14 protein-coding genes and 1 pseudogene are annotated in these 17,177 nt (G+C 47.0%); 6 read left to right on the top strand and 9 right to left on the bottom strand.

What is annotated here, in order from left to right:
• Positions 1–8 precede the first annotated feature (8 nt).
• Positions 9–515, bottom strand: coding sequence for a hypothetical protein (locus ASG33_RS23565; protein WP_056291370.1), 507 nt, complete (start codon positions 513–515; stop codon positions 9–11).
• 57 nt (positions 516–572) lie between these two features.
• Between ASG33_RS23565 and ASG33_RS26135 the strand changes: the two are divergent.
• A pseudogene (locus ASG33_RS26135) lies at positions 573–1,133 on the top strand (endonuclease V); the annotation flags it as partial.
• A 172-nt stretch (positions 1,134–1,305) separates the two neighbouring features.
• Here ASG33_RS26135 and ASG33_RS23555 read toward each other — a convergent pair.
• From ASG33_RS23555 to ASG33_RS23525, 7 genes are all read right to left on the bottom strand, one after another.
• A complete protein-coding gene (locus ASG33_RS23555) occupies positions 1,306–2,469 on the bottom strand; it encodes a glycoside hydrolase family 18 protein (RefSeq protein WP_056291366.1) in 1,164 nt (387 codons plus the stop codon).
• A gap of 81 nt (positions 2,470–2,550) precedes the next feature.
• Positions 2,551–3,450, bottom strand: coding sequence for a non-homologous end-joining DNA ligase (gene ligD, locus ASG33_RS23550; RefSeq protein WP_056291364.1), 900 nt, complete (start codon positions 3,448–3,450; stop codon positions 2,551–2,553).
• A 1-nt stretch (position 3,451) separates the two neighbouring features.
• Positions 3,452–4,225 carry a Ku protein gene (locus ASG33_RS23545; protein WP_056291363.1) on the bottom strand — a complete coding sequence of 258 codons (774 nt, stop codon included), beginning with the start codon at positions 4,223–4,225 and terminating at the stop codon, positions 3,452–3,454.
• A 61-nt stretch (positions 4,226–4,286) separates the two neighbouring features.
• Positions 4,287–5,039 carry a LytTR family DNA-binding domain-containing protein gene (locus tag ASG33_RS23540; RefSeq protein WP_056291361.1) on the bottom strand — a complete coding sequence of 251 codons (753 nt, stop codon included), beginning with the start codon at positions 5,037–5,039 and terminating at the stop codon, positions 4,287–4,289.
• Positions 5,036–6,112, bottom strand: a complete 1,077-nt coding sequence (locus tag ASG33_RS23535) for a sensor histidine kinase (protein WP_229238832.1) — start codon at positions 6,110–6,112, stop codon at positions 5,036–5,038. The genes ASG33_RS23540 and ASG33_RS23535 overlap by 4 nt, the downstream gene beginning before the upstream one ends.
• Before the next feature lie 33 nt (positions 6,113–6,145).
• Entirely contained in the window at positions 6,146–6,799 is a 654-nt protein-coding gene (locus ASG33_RS23530) for a hypothetical protein (RefSeq protein ID WP_056291359.1), read from the bottom strand.
• A 22-nt stretch (positions 6,800–6,821) separates the two neighbouring features.
• Positions 6,822–8,984 (bottom strand): TonB-dependent receptor, encoded by a 2,163-nt coding sequence (locus ASG33_RS23525; protein WP_056291356.1) that lies wholly within the window; start codon positions 8,982–8,984, stop codon positions 6,822–6,824.
• A 386-nt stretch (positions 8,985–9,370) separates the two neighbouring features.
• Between ASG33_RS23525 and ASG33_RS23520 the strand changes: the two genes are divergently transcribed.
• The 5 genes from ASG33_RS23520 to ASG33_RS23500 all read left to right on the top strand — a co-directional run bounded on the left by ASG33_RS23520 (position 9,371) and on the right by ASG33_RS23500 (position 16,063).
• Positions 9,371–9,583 carry a hypothetical protein gene (locus ASG33_RS23520; RefSeq protein WP_056291354.1) on the top strand — a complete coding sequence of 71 codons (213 nt, stop codon included), beginning with the start codon at positions 9,371–9,373 and terminating at the stop codon, positions 9,581–9,583.
• A gap of 23 nt (positions 9,584–9,606) precedes the next feature.
• Positions 9,607–9,801 (top strand): hypothetical protein, encoded by a 195-nt coding sequence (locus tag ASG33_RS23515; protein ID WP_056291353.1) that lies wholly within the window; start codon positions 9,607–9,609, stop codon positions 9,799–9,801.
• Between the two features lie 137 nt (positions 9,802–9,938).
• On the top strand, positions 9,939–11,168 hold the full coding sequence (locus ASG33_RS23510; protein ID WP_056291351.1) for a multidrug effflux MFS transporter: 1,230 nt from the start codon (positions 9,939–9,941) through the stop codon (positions 11,166–11,168).
• A gap of 62 nt (positions 11,169–11,230) precedes the next feature.
• A complete protein-coding gene (locus tag ASG33_RS23505; protein ID WP_056291349.1) occupies positions 11,231–13,147 on the top strand; it encodes an AAA domain-containing protein in 1,917 nt (638 codons plus the stop codon).
• A gap of 96 nt (positions 13,148–13,243) precedes the next feature.
• On the top strand, positions 13,244–16,063 hold the full coding sequence (locus ASG33_RS23500; RefSeq protein WP_056291348.1) for a DUF5686 and carboxypeptidase regulatory-like domain-containing protein: 2,820 nt from the start codon (positions 13,244–13,246) through the stop codon (positions 16,061–16,063).
• Here the strand turns inward: ASG33_RS23500 and ASG33_RS23495 are convergent.
• Positions 16,044–17,081 carry a YhcG family protein gene (locus ASG33_RS23495; RefSeq protein WP_056291346.1) on the bottom strand — a complete coding sequence of 346 codons (1,038 nt, stop codon included), beginning with the start codon at positions 17,079–17,081 and terminating at the stop codon, positions 16,044–16,046. The genes ASG33_RS23500 and ASG33_RS23495 overlap by 20 nt on opposite strands.
• Positions 17,082–17,177: the final 96 nt, after the last annotated feature.

Raw genomic sequence — 17,177 nt, 5'->3', positions numbered from 1 at the left:
ACTTCTCATTACTCCGTTTTACATTTGATCAGAATATAATCAAGGTCCCCTTTGGCTGAAAATGCCGCTATTTCGGTGTACTTCTCATAATTCACCCAGCGCTTTATCTCGTCGTCATCCACCTTGGGGTCAATGTTTTCTTTGAGATTGAGCAAGCCGAGAATCACACGGTTTTCAAAGTCGTATTCCGACAAGTCGCGCAGTACAATGCGATCGGCGATCTCGTTGATAAAGATGATCTCGACCTTACCATCACGGTAAATCCGCTTCGGACACTTTTCGCAGCCCGCTTTGGCATCTGCAAAGTAGCTGTCCAGCTTGCCCGGCCCCAGTATCGCTTCCACTTCCTGCTCACTCCGGAAAGCTACCTGTCCCAGGTCAAGCGCGACGACAACCGGCGCATTTTCGTCGTGATCGTCGATGACGAAAAATTTAATAAAAACAGCAATAAGGATGATTACGAATATGATAAACTTCCAGTTTGCCCATTTGCGCTTAACCGTGGCGTGCTCCATTGAAGATGGTCTGATTTTTTAATTAGCTGATTCTTTATTAGCCAAACATCGAATATCATGCCAGATTTATTGAACCAGATTGTTCACACGGCGCAGTCTAATTACGACCAGCTTACGATCCCTGAAGCAACTGCGATTCAGATGGAACTGAGCAGGTACCTGAACCTCGATCCAATGCAAACGCCCGTGCGGACTATTGCCGGCGCCGATATTTCACTTTCACTTTACAGTGAGACAGTTTACGCAGGAATGGTCATACTTAGCTACCCTGATCTGCAACCTATTTCCTATTCTCTGGTGAAAAGCAGCACCACTTTTCCATACGTGCCGGGCTACCTTGCCTTCCGCGAGATACCCGCTTTATTGCAGGTTTACGAGCAGATTCCCGTGAAGCCAGACGTGGTTATGTTTGATGGAAATGGGATTATACACAAGAAGCGAATGGGAATTGCGTCGCATTTTGGGGTTTTGACAGGCGCCACTACCATGGGATGTGCCAAAAAGAAGCTCACGGGAACCTACCAGGATCCGGCCGAAGACCGGGGCGAGCATTCCTGGGTGATCGACAAAGCTGAGAAGATCGGCTATGCGTTGCGGAGCAAGGATAAAGTCAAACCGGTTTTTATTTCTCCCGGCCATAAAATGAGCCTGGAAGATCAGTCTTGCAATTGCATTAAAATGTCTGCACAAGCACCGGTTGCCAGAGCCCACCCGCAAAGCCCACGAATATGTGAACCTCTTCCGGACAGGAGCACTGACAGCCGGCTACCACGAAGTACAGAAATTAACGCTATTTTAACTCCTTATCAATCTCGTCCAGCAGGTAGTTTTTGGGATCAGAATCGTATTCCCAGAACATCACGCCCGCGAGCTTGTTGTCAAGTACATACCTGCATTTATCGCGCACTGCTTCCTCGTCTTCGTAGCTGAGTAGCTGTCCGGTAGCTTCATTGACCAGGTAAGGCGCTTTTGCAACTGTGTCCCTGAATGCTTTGAAGCCTTTTTTGTTCACCAGGCTATCCTTGATAAAGGTATATCCTTTGTAATACTCTTGAGATTTCTGCTTTTGACCAAAACCATTTTCCAGTTTTTCAACTGTAAATATCCTGCTGTAAAAAGGAAGTCCTACCACGAGCTTATTCATCGGAACTCCCGCTGCGTGAAACGCTTTTACCGCTTTATCAACCGAGTGAGCAGCCTTGTATTTATCGCTCTGGTACAAGCTGGCGTGGTGTACCACGGTATCGCCCTGAAAAAGATCGTAGGTCATCAAATTGACGTAGTCAAGATACTCGGCAGCTTTGCCCATTTCTGTTGTATTCAAAAAAGAAACAAAACCTGCGGTAGCAGTGGTAAGCAGCTTTTTCTCACCTGTTTCCTTTTCAAGTACGTCAAGTTCTTTTCTGATTGCTTCAAACATCAGGGTGTAGTTCTGCTTGTCTTCGGGGCGGTACACATTTCCTTCTTCGCCAGGGATACCCGGATATTCCCAGTCAATATCCACACCATCCAGCTTGTGTTTTCTGATAATATCTACCGAGCTCACAGCAAATGTCTTTCTCGCGGAATCGGTAAGAACTGCATCAGAAAAATTCTCACTCCATGCCCAGCCGCCAATGGAGATCAGGATTTTGAGGTCAGGATTTTGGGTTTTAAGTAAATTGAGTTTTCTGAAATTGGTTGTATCCGTTTTTTCATTGGTCAAAAACGCCTTTCCCTGTTTTATATCCACGAATGCATAGTTGATGTGCGTCAGCTTATTAGCCTGGATATTTTCCGTATTGAGTAGTCCGTGAAAGCCGCCCACATATCCGATCACGACCGGCCGGGTTGTTGAATCTGAATCAGTTCCGGCCTGCTCTTCCTGTCGGGAATTACAGCCGGAGAGTAGCAGCAATGCGGCAAAAAGGAAGGTCAAAGGGTAGGTAGCAAATCTCGCAGATTTGGAGGTCATCGTTTTGAGAGGTTAAGTTGAAGCTTTAAAATTAAAGATTACTTCCTCTTAACTCCTAATAAATACAGGCACAATGGGCTGCTACGGCGTGTGTATCGATTCCATCTTTTGAAGCGCTTTGGCCATATCAATGCCTTTTCCGAGTGCGCCTTTGAAAAGATCACCTTTCTCCTCCACCCGCTTCAAAATGTTCTTGATCGTAAAATCGCCGATGCGCAACCCCTGCTTTACTTCGCTCCATTCCAGCGGAGCGGAAACGGTAGCGCCGGGTTTCGGGCGCGCGCTGTACGGACAGGCGAGCGTTTGTCCAATGCGGTTCTGCAGATAATCGACGTAGATCTGGTTCTTTTTTCTTTTGGATAAAGATCTTTCCAGCGTAGTGAGCTTGGGCAGCATTTCAGTGACCATACTGGCCAGGATTTCCGAAAAATCCCGCGCCTCGTCGTAGTTGTATTTTTTGTTAAAAGGGATGTAAACATGCAGCCCGCTCGACCCGGAAGTTTTACAGTAGCCTTCTACATTGATCTGGTCCAATAGCTCTTTGATAGCCTGCGCTACTTCAATTACCTCGTCGAAAGTGTTCTTATCCGAAGGGTCAATGTCCATCACAATGTAATCGGGATATTCCAGCTTGTTGATCGTCGAATTCCACGGGTTCATTTCAATGCAGCCTTTATTGGCCACATACAGCAAAGTTTCCACATCGTTACACACAATGTAGTTGACCATTTTGTCAGTTGACTCTGCGTGGATTGCCTCCGTTTTCACCCAGTCGGGCGCAGAATCACCCACATCTTTCTGGAAAAAACCTTCATCCTTTATCCCGTTGGGCTGCCGCCGCATGGAAAGTGGCCGGTTTTTCAGGTAAGGCAGAATGTACGGACTGATATTACTGTAATATTCCAGCAGCTCGCCTTTCGTGATTTGTTCGTCGGGCCAGTAGATCTTGTCCAGGTGCGTTAACTCGGCTTTCTTTTTCATATCAGGATGCTTTTCGTTTTGGCGCGGCCAGGCTTTCTTTCAGCTGGGCCATCAAATCCTTGCTCTTCGAATGCACGATCTTCATTTTTGGCGCCACGGCTTTTTTGCCTTTCGCTTTCGCCATGATCAGTTTCAGCAGATTCTCATTGTAGGTATCCTTGTACCTCGAAATATCAAAATCGGTCGTAAGCTGCTCGATCAGCTGGATCGCCATTGCAATTTCAGCCGGCTTGATCTTTACATCCGGTACCACCAGGTCTTCGGTGTCGCGGATCTCGTCGGCAAAGCGGATTTTGTTCAAAATCAATAAATCACCCGCCGCCTTGATCAGTACAAGGCTTTCACGGTTCCGCAGTACGTAGCTGCCCAGTCCGGCCTTGCCCGTTTTTTTCAATGCGTCGCGAAGCAATGCGTATGGTTTTACCCCCGATTTTTCAGGTTGTAAATAATAAGGTGTCTCATAGTAAATGCTGTCAATGTCTTTTTCATTGACAAACTCGGCTATCTCGATGATCTTGGTTTTTTCGGGACTTGCCTTTTCAAAATCCTTTTCATCGAGCACCACGTAATCGTCCTCTACTTTGTAACCTTTTACAATATCGTCCCATTCTACTTCCTTGCCTGTATTTGCATTTACACGATGGTACTTGATGTTGGCATGGTCGTTTTTGTCCAGCATATCGAGGTCGAGCTCGCTACCTTGTGTGGCACTGAAAAGTTTGACGGGAATGTTTACCAGGCCAAATCCGATGGCCCCGGACCATATTGCTCTCATAATTTATATGCGCTGTTTACGGTTGGTAAAGACTTCAAAATCCGTGCCTTGGCTGGTAAAGCTATTGTCCCAGCCAATTTTTAAACTGTCCCATTCGCTCGCGGCTGATCAGGATATCGTTGTCGCTGCATTGATCGAGGTGAATTTTGAGGCGGCTGTTGGAGTAGGTAAAAACGTCTTTAATAGCGGAAATGGCGGCAATATATTTTCGGTTGAGCCTGAAAAATTGTTCAGGAGAAACCATATCCTCGACTTCGTCCAGTGTGTAATCTACTGTAAACTTTTTGCCCTGGCGGGTTTGGAGTAAAGTAACCTTCTCTTCACTGAAAAAGAATGCAATATCACCGACATCGATCGTCTGAATGCGTTCACCCATTTTGACCAGAAACCTCGTCTTGAAAGTTTTCGGAGCAGGCGCGAGCAGCTGTTTGATCTGGTCAAGCGAAAGCGCGGGTTCCTTGCGGCCGGCTTTGAATTTATCCAGCGCATTGTTCAGTTCCTCGGGGTCGATTGGTTTAAGGAGGTAATCGATGCTGTTGAGTTTGAAGGCCTTGATCGCATACTGGTCAAATGCGGTGCAGAAAATGATCGGCGCGGTTACTTTCACTTCTTCAAAAATGGCAAAGCTGATCCCGTCTGCGAGCTGGATATCCAAGAAAATCAGGTCGGGCTGCGCATTATTTTTCAACCAGGAAACGGCTGAAGTAACAGTATCCAGGATCGCTTCAATGCGGGCTTCCGGTAGCCGGTCGCTGATCAGCTGGGTAAGTCTGCGCGCCGCCGGTTTTTCGTCTTCTATAATAAGGATCTTCATCTCGGGAGGTCAATTTTTAGCAAAGGTAATTTCACAACAAAGTAACCTTCTCCATTCCGGACTGAAACAGGCTGCTGGCTGAGCAGTTCATATCGTTTGCTGATGTTGGACAATCCAATTCCCGTTGATTCCTCCGTAATGCGGCTTTTCAGCTGCAAGTTGTTTTTCACTACCAGGAATTCATTTTCCAGATAAATGTCAATGCGCAATGGATTTTCAGTTGAGGCAATGTTATGTTTGATCGCGTTTTCCAGCAGCAGTTGCAGCGAAAGCGGCGGCAGCAAACCTTTCTGGTCTTCGTCAATGTGTATCCGGTAATCCAGGTTTTCCTCAAACCGGATCTTCTGAAGTGACAGGTAATTTTTGGCAAATTCAAGTTCCTGTCCCAGTGTCACCAGTTCTTCGTGCTGCACATCCAGCACATACCTGTAAATCCTGGAAAGCTGCTGGATAAAACGCGCCGCCGTTTCCTGATTTTCATAAACCAGATTGCTCAGCACATTCAATGAATTGAAAAGGAAATGCGGGTTCAGCTGGTCTTTCAGCGACTGGTACTGCTGCGCAAATCGCTCGGTTTTCAACTTCTCAGTCTCAATCGCCGCCTTGCGCCATTCCAGCAGAAACGACCGGCTCATTAACAAAAATGAGATTACCAGAGAAAGCTGCATCGGAAATCGGGTATATCCCACCAGTTTACCCCACGGAATTGCATTCAGCGTAAAAGCCTGTTTGACAAACAATAAATGGGAGAAAATGACAATGAAGCTGGCAACAAATACGTAGGCTGCGTAGGCGGAGTACTCCACAAATAGCCGCTTGACGGGATACTGTATCCACGGAAGTCGCTTGTCGAAAAAGCGGTCGGACAGGAAGCCGCCGTAACTGAGCAGGCTCGACATCAGGAAGGAGATCAGAAAATCATCCGCACTCTCACGCCAGTTTTCCGTATCCAGCACGCAGGAAGGACAGGTAAATACCAGGATACCCAGTGCGATCAGTACATTGGTCGCAAAGAATGCAGGTGAAAAATTCCAGAATGCTTTCGATCCTTTGACCGAGCTCTCGCCACTCATTTACTCGCTGTTTATAATTTAATGCAAACTTTGTTACTGACAATCTTTGCTCATGCGCTCTGCCAGTTTTTTGCCCCAATAAGGCATCAATGTGGCTTTCAGCAATTCTTCATCCTGTTTTTCAAATGCGGCCACACTTTGTTTTGCCAGCCCGCACGCTTTTTCCGGCCCAGATCCAAAGAACTTCGCCATTCCCGCTTCCATTTGCGCCATTAATATCAGTGCACGCGGATTTTGATTGTCGATTGAAAGTGCTTTTCCAAAACTCTGCAAAACCTGCGCAGATAAAGTTTGTCCGCGGCTTGCAGGATCGGCGCTCAGGCTGGCCATTGTCATGAAGCCTTGTAAAGTCACAATTTCAGCATTATTTGAAGAAATAGCTTCTGCTTTTTTTGCCAATTCCCCGGCCTGCGCCAGTGCCGCATCTTTCTTGTCGAGCGGCAGGCTGTTGGTCAATCCCTGGTAAGTGTAGGCGAGCGCCTGGTAGTAATAGGGCTGCCATTCTTTGGGATTCAGTGCTGCAATGCGGGCAAATGCATTGGCCGCTTCCTGCAATTGCGGCAGCGAGTCGGCTTCCATTGACTTACCGATTTCTTTTTTCATTGCTTTCTGATAAGGCGTTTCCTGTGCATTGGCGGCGGAGAAAACAAACAATAACATTGCGAGCAACAGCGATAGCTTTTTCATGAATTCAGTTTTAAAAGGTTGATTATAGATTGTTTAACTGATTGGCACTTTTGTCTTTCGAAAGGGTTATGAACAATCCGACGAAGGCCATTCTCTTTGCACCCTGCCCAATCGGCAAACTGGCGAATGCGCCGGTTTCGTCAGGTGAAGCCGCATACCGGTAGCCGAATACATTCTGGCGGCCGAGTACATTAGAGCAGGCGAAGTGGATGATCATATTGGGGCGGGGCAGGTAACTCCAGCTCAGGCTCAGGTCGCTGTACCCGCGCGTTTTCTGCTGCATTTCGCCGGGCAGGTTTGGGTTATCAAAAGGGTAGCCGCTGTTCCACGACCACGAGCTGCCAAGCTGTGACTTCAATGCACCTACAAAGTGTTTAACTACGACCGATCCATTGTGTTTGGGCGCAAATGAGGGTTGCACGCGCGTTTCGTAAGCAGCAAATTTCCTCCTACTGTCTACAAAGCTGTATGTGATCCAGAAGTCTGTCCCCTTGATGCTCTTCCGATCGCGGTAGAAAAAGTCGGCGCCTCTTGCGTACCCGGAGCCATTTTGCCCGATCTGCTGCGGATCTGCCGCGGTACCCTGGAAAGTAACCAGGTTATTATAGGTTTTGTGAAAAGCTTCCGCGCGGAAGGTTCTGTTATTGTTCACAATGAAGTAGTTGAGAATGTAATGGGTCGCCGCACTGTTTTTTAAGTCTATTTGGCGCACGCGGTATTTTTCCTCGGGTAACTGCTTAAACTCGCCCGCTGCAATGGAAAACTGCCCCTGCCCTGCTTTATAAGCAACCGAGAAACGTGGTGTAAACCAGGCTTGTCCGGCCTCGGAGCTGTAACCGCTTCTCAGTCCGCCTACCATGATCAGGCGATTGCTGAAATAGTAAGTAGCTTCCACAAAATGATTGAACTGCTGATCAGTATAACTTCTCTTCCGGTTTTCAGCCGGCAATGCTTCCGAATAGCTTTTGATATACCATTCCAAACCATTCTTCAATGAAAACTGCGGAGAGAAATCCTTTACTGCCACTATTTTGGAGTGGGTTATCTGATTGACCTGGCGTATCGGATCCAGATTGATCTTCAATGCATCACGGTTATGAGAGTAGGCAACGCCTCCGTAGAATAACCAGCCGTTTTCAATGGAATGTTTGAAAGACAAATTCCCGTAGGAGTAGCGGTTGTGCAGCTGCACGCGATCGCCGCGACTGTCGCTGCCTGGTATCGGTTGCCAGATCACCATTTGGCTTCCTTCTGTGTGGAAATAGGCTTTCACAAATCCGGAAGTGCCTTTTGCCGCATCTCCCCATTTCTGTCTGAGTGAAATTTCAGAATCCCAGCTGGACGGACTTTTTTCCCAATCAAAATTTTGCCGCACCAGCGATTGATAGGGCGCCAGGTTATAGTAGTTAGCCGAGGCTGTTAATGCATTTTGCTTGCCTACCAAAGTTTGTGTGTACCCGCCGCCGAGCGACATGATACTGATATCGCCCTGGTTCCGCAATGGAAGGTCGAGTGTATTCAATGCGAGGGCAGAAGAAAGCGCCTGTCCGTACTCAGCGGAGTAGCCGCCGGTACTGAAAAACGATCCTTTAAAAAGATTGGGACTGAAACGCGTCCTGGTGGGTACATTGGACGCAGTACTGCCAAACGCATTACCTACCTGCAACCCGTCAATGAAAATGGAAGTCTCCGACGCATCGCCGCCCCTGACAAATAACCGGCCATCGTTCCCCACTGTGGAGGTTCCGGGCAAAGTCAGCAATGCGGCTGTGATATCGCCCATTGCACCCGACGTAGTTACGATATCGATGGGTTTGAGTACAACCGATTTCTTCTGGTCGCTTGCTTCCATTGCGCCCGCTGTGATGGTTACCGCAGTGAGCTGGTTGATACTTTCTGCCAATGCAACCGACTTTTGAACAGGCTGTCCGTTGCATTCGATTTTGATCTCCTGTGTTTTAAACCCGAGTGCCTGCACGCTCAGTACCTGTGCGCCGGATTCGTCTGTGGAAAAAGAGAAATTGCCCTCATTATCAGAAGAAGTTCCGTCGTAAGTTCCTTTTAAAACAACATTGACACCGGGAATTGATACGCCTTTTGTATCTGTGATCTTGCCGGAAACCAGCGTTTGTGCCGTGAGCCGGAGTGCGGTTATAAGTAGGAGGAAAGTGAGGCAGCTTTTCATTTTTGCGCTTTGTTTTGACCAAAGTTGCGCATTGGAAAAACGGCTGCGAAAAGGAGGTTACCGAAGTGCAGAAGTTGCAGGATGAACTCCCATCTTTTATAGACAAAGCGTAGCGCATTCTGTAACGAAAAGCTGTGACTGATTCCACGGTTTTCGCTACAACCGGGAGCTATTTTACACTTTTTTTGAGAAAATTATAATTATTCTTTGCTTCGGTGTAAAGTGCTTAATTACAATTATTTATTACTATTTTCTTCTTGCTGTAAGGTTAAAACTGCTCCTGTGGAGCATGGGTGCAGGTTTCAGTTTGGCACAGCTGGCACACTTCTTTAAATAACTCTTGCAAAACAGTTTCAAACAATAGACAACTCCAACTAAAAATCAATATGGTAGCTTCACTAGGTAACACCGCAATTGACACACTAAAACCAGGCGCAGTACTTACAGTAACAGGTGCCAATACTGAGAAAGATGCTCATCAGCAAATAGCTGAATTCCTGCAGTCGAGCAACAGAAACGATCTGGATTATTTCCCGATTTCGAAAGATTACTTTCTGGTGTACACGAAGGCAGCGGGCTCTTCAAATGGAGTTGCGTAAAGATTTAATTTCGATTTTAGAACATGGTACAGTCAGGTACATTTAAATTATTAGGGCAACAGCTCATTGATATCATTATCCACAAAGACGACGTAGTTGAAATAGCACCTATTGAGAAAGATCAGGGTTGTATTATTTATCTGAAAAACAAAGTCCCTTACGCCGTAAGTGAAAGCCAGCGGGAGGTTTATCAGAAGTTAAACTGGGTCGCAGCATAATATTAATCTATTGTCATGGAAAAGGAGAAGAGGCTTCGGGGAAACCGGGGCCTCTTATTTTTTGTGTCAAATGCGCCGCTTTCCCGAACCGTCGCGCATTTCCTCACGTTACATGGTAGCTACACCACAAAGTTCAAATGCCAAAAAAGACATACTTCTTCCTGATTTTAATCCTGGGAAGTCTCACCGCACTCGGTCCGTTTTCGATCGATATGTATCTGCCGGGTTTTCCCGCCATTGCCAAAGATCTTCATACCACAGCCGCAAAAGTCTCGCTTTCATTGTCGGGTTTCTTTGTCGGTATCTCACTGGGGCAGCTTCTTTATGGCCCGTTACTGGATCGTTTCGGCAGGAAAAAGCCCCTTTTTATCGGTTTGGTCATTTACGTGCTCGCTTCCATTGGTTGCGCATTTACAACCAGTATCGACGGGCTGATCCTGTTCCGGGTTGTGCAGGCGATCGGTAGCTGTGCAGCATCTGTTGCCTCCGTGGCAATGGTGCGCGACCTTTTCCCGGTGAGTGAAAATGCCAAGGTATTCTCCCTGTTGTTGCTCGTTGTGGGTGTTTCACCTATGATTGCGCCTACGTTGGGCGGTTATGTCACAGCGGTTTTCGGCTGGCACGCTGTGTTTCTGATCCTGACCGGAATGGGCGTGGCGATCCTGATCGCGACGGCTATCTGGCTGCCCGACAGTTACCAGCCCGACAAAACACTTTCGCTGAAACCGAAACCCATTCTGCGGAATTTTCTTGCGGTGATCCGGGAGCCACAGTTTTACACTTACTCGATCACAGGCGCAGTTGCATTCTCGGGGTTGTTCGCCTATGTATCCGGGTCGCCCATTGTTTTCATGGAAGTTTTCCACACGGACGAAAAAGTGTACGGGTGGATTTTTGCATTCCTGTCAATCGGATTTATTGGTTCCAGTCAGCTGAATACGTTTTTCCTTCGGCGGTTCAGCAGTGAGCAGGTGGTAAATGCGGCATTGATCTGCCAGGTGATTATCGGGATAACATTCCTGGTGGCCGCATTAAACGGGTTGCTCACCCTTGCATCTACACTCGTTTTTCTTTTCTTCTTCCTTTGTTGTGTGGGTTATACGTTCCCAAATGCGGCAGCGCTTTCACTCGCGCCATTTACCAAGAATGCAGGTAGTGCTTCTGCTTTAATGGGCGCTTTTCAGATGGGAATGGGAACATTGATTTCCATAGCGATCAGCATGTTTGAAGTACCCTCCATTATCCCGATGGTAGCTGCAATGGCTTGTTCTGCGTCGGCAGCTCTCATTATTTTACTGATCGGCAGACGGTTTATCACCGAGAAAGTCGAAGTAAGTGAAGGGGCGGATGCGGGGATAATGCATTAAATTCGGGGAGTAAGGGGAGGATGGAAGTGGAGGAAGGCTTGGTTGAGATTTTCTAAAAAAATATGAGTGAATATTTCAAAATATTGCTTGACTTACTAAAAGTTGAGCGGGAGGAAGATAAGCAAGCTTACATCCGGCAAACTGAAATGGCGTCGGTGTCGGAGCGGCGCGCCAACGGACTTGCCTGGTACCCGATCGCGATACGCGGCAACGAAATGAGCCGCGGTGATTACCTTACTGTGGAAGTGGAGCGCACGACGCACCAGGACTTGCCGCACCAGCTCCGCTTTGGAATGCCCGCTGTATTGTTCAGCAACCACGAACCTAAGAAGGACAGGGTAGAAGGCATTATTTCACACCAAAGTGGTAATCGTTTGAAAATCACGTTGAAAACCGACGAGCTGCCGGACTGGTCGCGCGACGGAAAGCTGGGGATCGATCTGTTGTTTGATGACAACAGTTATGACGAAATGCAAAATGCATTGAAAGCAGCGGCCGCACGTCTGGACAGTGGAAAAGATGCACAGCTGATTGAGGTTTTGACAGGTGGAAAACCGGCTTCTTTTAACCAAAATTACCTTGCTACAGAGATACCCAAACTAAATACCTCCCAAAACGAAGCAGTAAACAAGATCCTTTCGGCCAACGAGCTGGCAATCGTGCACGGACCTCCGGGTACGGGCAAAACAACCACATTGGTGCAGGCTATCAAGGCAATGTACCTGAAAGATCGCAAGCAGATACTTGTGGTAGCGCCGAGCAATACTGCGGTGGACCTATTAAGTGAAAAACTGAGCGAAGAAGGAATGGAAGTGCTGCGCGTGGGGAATCCGGTACGCGTTTCGGAGCGGCTGATGTCACTTACGCTCGATAGCAAAATGGCGGCGCACAGCCGGATCAAAGATATAAAAACGCTTAAAAAGCAGGCGGGCGAGTACAAAAACATGGCGCATAAATACAAGCGTCAGTTTGGAAAAGCAGAACGTGACCAGCGAAAAGCGCTTTTTGACGAGGCGCACAAAATCATGAAGGAAGTTGCGAGCATTGAACAGTATGTTACTGATGATCTGCTGAGCAAAACACAGGTAGTTACTGCCACGCTGGTCGGCGCAAATCATTACACCGTCAGAGGACTGAGTTACCATACCGTGGTCATCGACGAAGCGGGACAGGCGCTTGAACCGGCTTGCTGGATCCCGATCCTTAAAGCTGAAAAGCTGGTGTTGGCGGGCGATCATTTACAATTGCCACCTACCATTAAATCAGCGGAAGCAGCACGGAATGGGCTGAGCACCACATTGCTGGAAAAGTCAGTGGCACTTCATCCGGACGCTGTGGTGCTGCTGGAAGAACAATACCGGATGAATGAATCCATTATGGGTTTTTCTTCCAAAACATTTTACCAAAACAAACTGAAAGCGCATGCATCCGTAGCCAACCGGACACTTTTCGAGGGAGATATGCCGCTCGCATTCATTGATACTGCCGGCTGCGGATTTGACGAAAAATTGCAAGGTACCAGTTCCACCAATCCCGAAGAAGGCGCATTTCTTTTCAAACATCTGGGGCAGCTGATTGAAGCGCTTTCAAAAGCAAAACCCCTCGCTCCGGCAGAATTCCCCACGATTGCGATCATCTCCCCTTATAAAGAGCAGATCAACATTTTGAAAGAACAGCTACAACACGCAGGTTTTTCCAACGATTATCTCGCCAGGATTGCGGTAAATACAATTGACAGTTTCCAGGGTCAGGAGCGCGATGTGGTGTATATCAGTATGACGCGGAGCAATGCGGAAGGGGAAATCGGATTTTTGGCTGATATCCGGCGGATGAATGTAGCGATGACAAGGGCCAGAAAAAAACTGGTGGTAATCGGCGACAGTGCGACGCTTTCCGTACTGCCATTTTATACCGACTTCATTGCTTACGCTGAGGCACTTGACGCGTACCAGAGTGCCTGGGAGTTTGCCGATATCTGACAGAAGTTAAAATTGTTTAATCTTTATTAATGCAACCGGATTATATTTAAATGCATCTGTCTTTTAAAAGCAGTTTACTCACCACCGGACGCATTTATGCTCAAACACTACTTCATCAGCTTTTTCCTGATCATTTTCGCAGCCGGTCTGGCTGTTGCGCAAACCACTCCTTCGCCGGGCGTCGGTACGCCGGTCGGCATCAAAGGTATCATCAAGAATAAAAACGGAGAGCCGCTTCCGTTTGCGGGGATATTGGTCAAGGGTACCAACATCAGCACCATTTCCAATGAAGAAGGCAGGTACCAGCTTGATCTCAAACCGGGTTATTATGAAGTGATTTTTCAGTACCTGGGATTTAAAACGGGGATGAAGCCGGTGACGATAGAGAGCGGAGTGCAGACTTTCGACGTGACGATGGAAGAACAGGCGCTCAATCTCGGAGAGGTCAGGATCGGCAGCAAAGGAGAAGATCCTGCCTACACGATCATGCGCCGCGCCATCGCAAAAAGCCGCTACCATTTGTTGCAGGTGGATAGTTATACGGCCAAAGCCTACTCCAAATCGTCCGTCGTGATCACTGATCTGCCGATGGAGTTTTTGTATAAAAAGGAATTGAAGGAGATAGAGAATGAAACAAACTTCAAAAAAGGAGTTCCGATCCTGAATGAGAGTGTTTCTATTGTAACCTTCAAACAGCCAAACTCTTACAAACAAAAAGTAATTGCTTCGAGAAACAGCCAGGACAAGGACTTCGCCAATCCGAATGCATACTTGCTCGCGAGCTTTTATCAGCCGGAAGTTGTAAAAGCGGTCTCCCCGCTGTCGCCCCGCGCATTTGCCTATTACAAATTTGAATACCAGGGTTCATTTCGTGAAAACGGCATTGAGGTAAACAAAATAAAGGTTACGCCGCGCTCTTGGGGAGAAGGTGTTTACCGCGGTACGATCCAGATTATTGAAAATGAATGGAGCATTTACAGTCTGGACCTGCAAACTGTAAATACCGGCTTTACCATTGATATCAAGCAGGTATATAGTCCGATACAAGATGTTTGGATGCCTGTAAATCAGCAGTTTCATATTCATGGAGGTATTTACGGGCTGAAAGGGAAAGGCGACTTCGTGATTTCCCAGTCTTTCAGCAATGTTAAAATCAACCCGACCTTCCGTCCGGATATCGTGGTGGTAGACGGTAAAAAGGAGAAAGAAGAAGCTAAGAAGGTAAAGCTGAGCAATCGCGAGATCAAAAGCCAGAAACTGGAAGAGGTAGTCAGCAAGCAAAAGGAATTTTCTGCCAAAAACCTTCGCAAGCTCATGAAGGAGTATGAAAAGCAGGACTTGAAAGCCAAGCAGGAAAAAGGGGAGGATATCGATATGAACCTTACCCGGAAAGATTCCACCGAAGTGGATTCAATGGCCGCCCGCCGTTCAATGGCATTCTGGGACTCGATCAGGACTGTGCCGCTTACTACTGCCGAGGTAAAAAGCTACACAAGGCTGGACAGCATTATCGTGGTTCAGGAAAATAAACCCGCGGAGAAAGGTTCAAAGAACACGAATTCGGATTCCACTAAGAACAATAATGATAACAACACCAAGGGAAAAGGGGTATCTGGCATTATAGGCAACATTTTTACAGGTACCAGCTGGCAGCTGGGTAAAGAGAGCCCATTGAACCTGCAATATGTAAGTCCGATTTTCGGAGCGCAGGTGAATACCGTAGAGGGACTGGCCCTCAATGGCGGTGGCTTTAAGCTTCATTATTATTTTGGTGGTGAAAAGAAGAGCAAAGGCGAGGTGAATTCGAATGGTTCTTCGAAGAAAACGACGGGACGTCCGGGGCAGCAGCTGACTTTCAATGCACTTACACGCTATTCATTTGCCCGGCAAAAGTTAATGCTGTTTGGCGGTGTTGACTACACCCGGAAGCGCACTACGATCAACCTTTCGGGCGGACAAACGGTAGCGCAGTTCAATGGCGATAATCCAATGCATCCGCTGCTGAATACATTCACTACGCTGTTTCTGGAAAGGAATTTCATCAAGATATATGAGAAAAACTTCGTGCGGCTCGACTTTAAAACGGATCGTGAGAATGAGCATTTCGAGTTGAAGGCGAACATTGAATTTGCAGACCGTAAACCGTTAAGCAATGTGAGGGATATGAATCCTTATAGCTGGATCGACTGGAAAAATCGTGCATTTACTTCCAATATCCCGTTCAATGAGGAGAATGCGACTGATTCAAAAACAGAATCTTATGAAATGACGCCGCACCAGGCATTTACCCTCGGGGTTTCTGCTTCGTACAAGCCCTGGCAGAAGTACCGGATCAAGGGAGGTAAAACTTCCTTTTACGACGATGATTCACCGATTTTGTCGGTAAACTACCGGAAAGGTTTCAGCGGTATTTTTAGCAGCGATGTGAACTATGATTTTATTCAAATTGGCATTCAGCACGGATTTGACACCGGCGTGAGGAGCAAGCTGCGCTATAAATTCGCCGTGGGTACATTTCTGAATAGTGATTCATTGCAGTTCCCGGATTATCAGCATTTCGCCGGTAACCGGTTTTTCTTCCAGTTTGGCGATCCTGTGAGTACATTCCGGATGCTGGACTACTACCGTTACTCCACTTCTGACAAGTTTGCAGAGGCGCATGTGCTGGCCGAATTCCGCAAGTTTCTGCTGACCCAAATTTCCTGGTTCCGTATCATGGGGATCAAGGAAAACTTCATGCTACATTACCTCGCCACGCCCACTTCCGACAACTACGCCGAACTCGGCTACGGCCTGGACGTAGGGATCCGCTTCCCCTTCCGCTTGGAGGTCGTAAACAGTTTCGAAGGCTTCAAATACAAACACACCGTATTCAGGATCGGGACAACGATGAATATCAATATTGGAAGGAATTAGGTTGGTCTTTGAATAGTAATTGAAGCTTATCTGCAATTTCCTGTTCGCTAGGAAGTAAATTTTGGTATTTGGGAGGCAAAAAACTGGAAGTGCTGTATGTTGCCACGCCTATCGGAAGTGTTGAGTTTCTTAGCGAGTATTCGACAATAGTTCTGTTTTTGCTTTTGCAAATGATAATACCGATGGACACATTTTCGTGCGGGAGCTTAACGGTATCATTAAGTACTGCCAGGTAAAACTCCATTTTACCTTTATACTCGGGCTCAAAGTCACCGATCTTGAGTTCAATGGCTACGAGACATCGTAGTTCCCGATGAAAAAGCAGCAAGTCGATCCAGTAGTCGCGGTCAGCAACTTGTATTCGGTATTGACTCCCAACAAAAGTGTAGCTGTTGCCCATTTCAAGCAAAAAGTTTTGAATGTTGGTAATCAATGTAAGTTCGAGTTCTGCTTCTGAATGCTCGGCTGACAGGTTCAGGAAAGCAAATGTGTAATTATCCTTTACAGCCAGCAAGGCTTGGTTCGAATGTGTTGTGGGCAGAGACTTCTCGAAATTTGTTTGATTCAGCAGGTAATGTTCATAGGCTTTGTTCTCGATCTGGTTGATAAGTACGTTCCTGGACCATCCGTTTTTCCTTGTAGATAATATGTAAAATTGACGTTCCTGGCTACTCTTACATTTCGACAAAATCGCTAGATGTTTAGTCCAGCTGATTTCTCCAGCCAGTGGCTGGAGATTTACATCTCCTTGATAATCATTGTAAAACTGGACCATATACCAGAGATTGGTTGTAGAAAATCCTTTCATTCCCGGAAACTCCAGCTGCAACTCTCTGGACAGAGTCGGCACGATCGATTTTCCCCAACCTTCTGCCTGCTTCTCGCTCAGCGATTTTCCAATCTCCCAATAAAGGTTAATGAGTTTAACATTCACCACCTTCAACGCTTCGTACTGCGCCGCCCGGATCTTTCCTTTAATGTCTGCAATGAATTCCTTTTGAAAAATATTCTCATTCATAGTTAATGTCTTTCTCTTAAGACGTTCACTACAGCTTTTGGTAACAATAATATTCGAAAGTTATTAGATCCTATTAGCAGCCCGGATGAGCCAGGC

Origin of the sequence: Dyadobacter sp. Leaf189, from assembly GCF_001424405.1 — a bacterium.
Classification (GTDB): Bacteria; Bacteroidota; Bacteroidia; order Cytophagales; family Spirosomataceae; genus Dyadobacter.
This window is presented reverse-complemented; position numbering and strand designations above follow the sequence as displayed.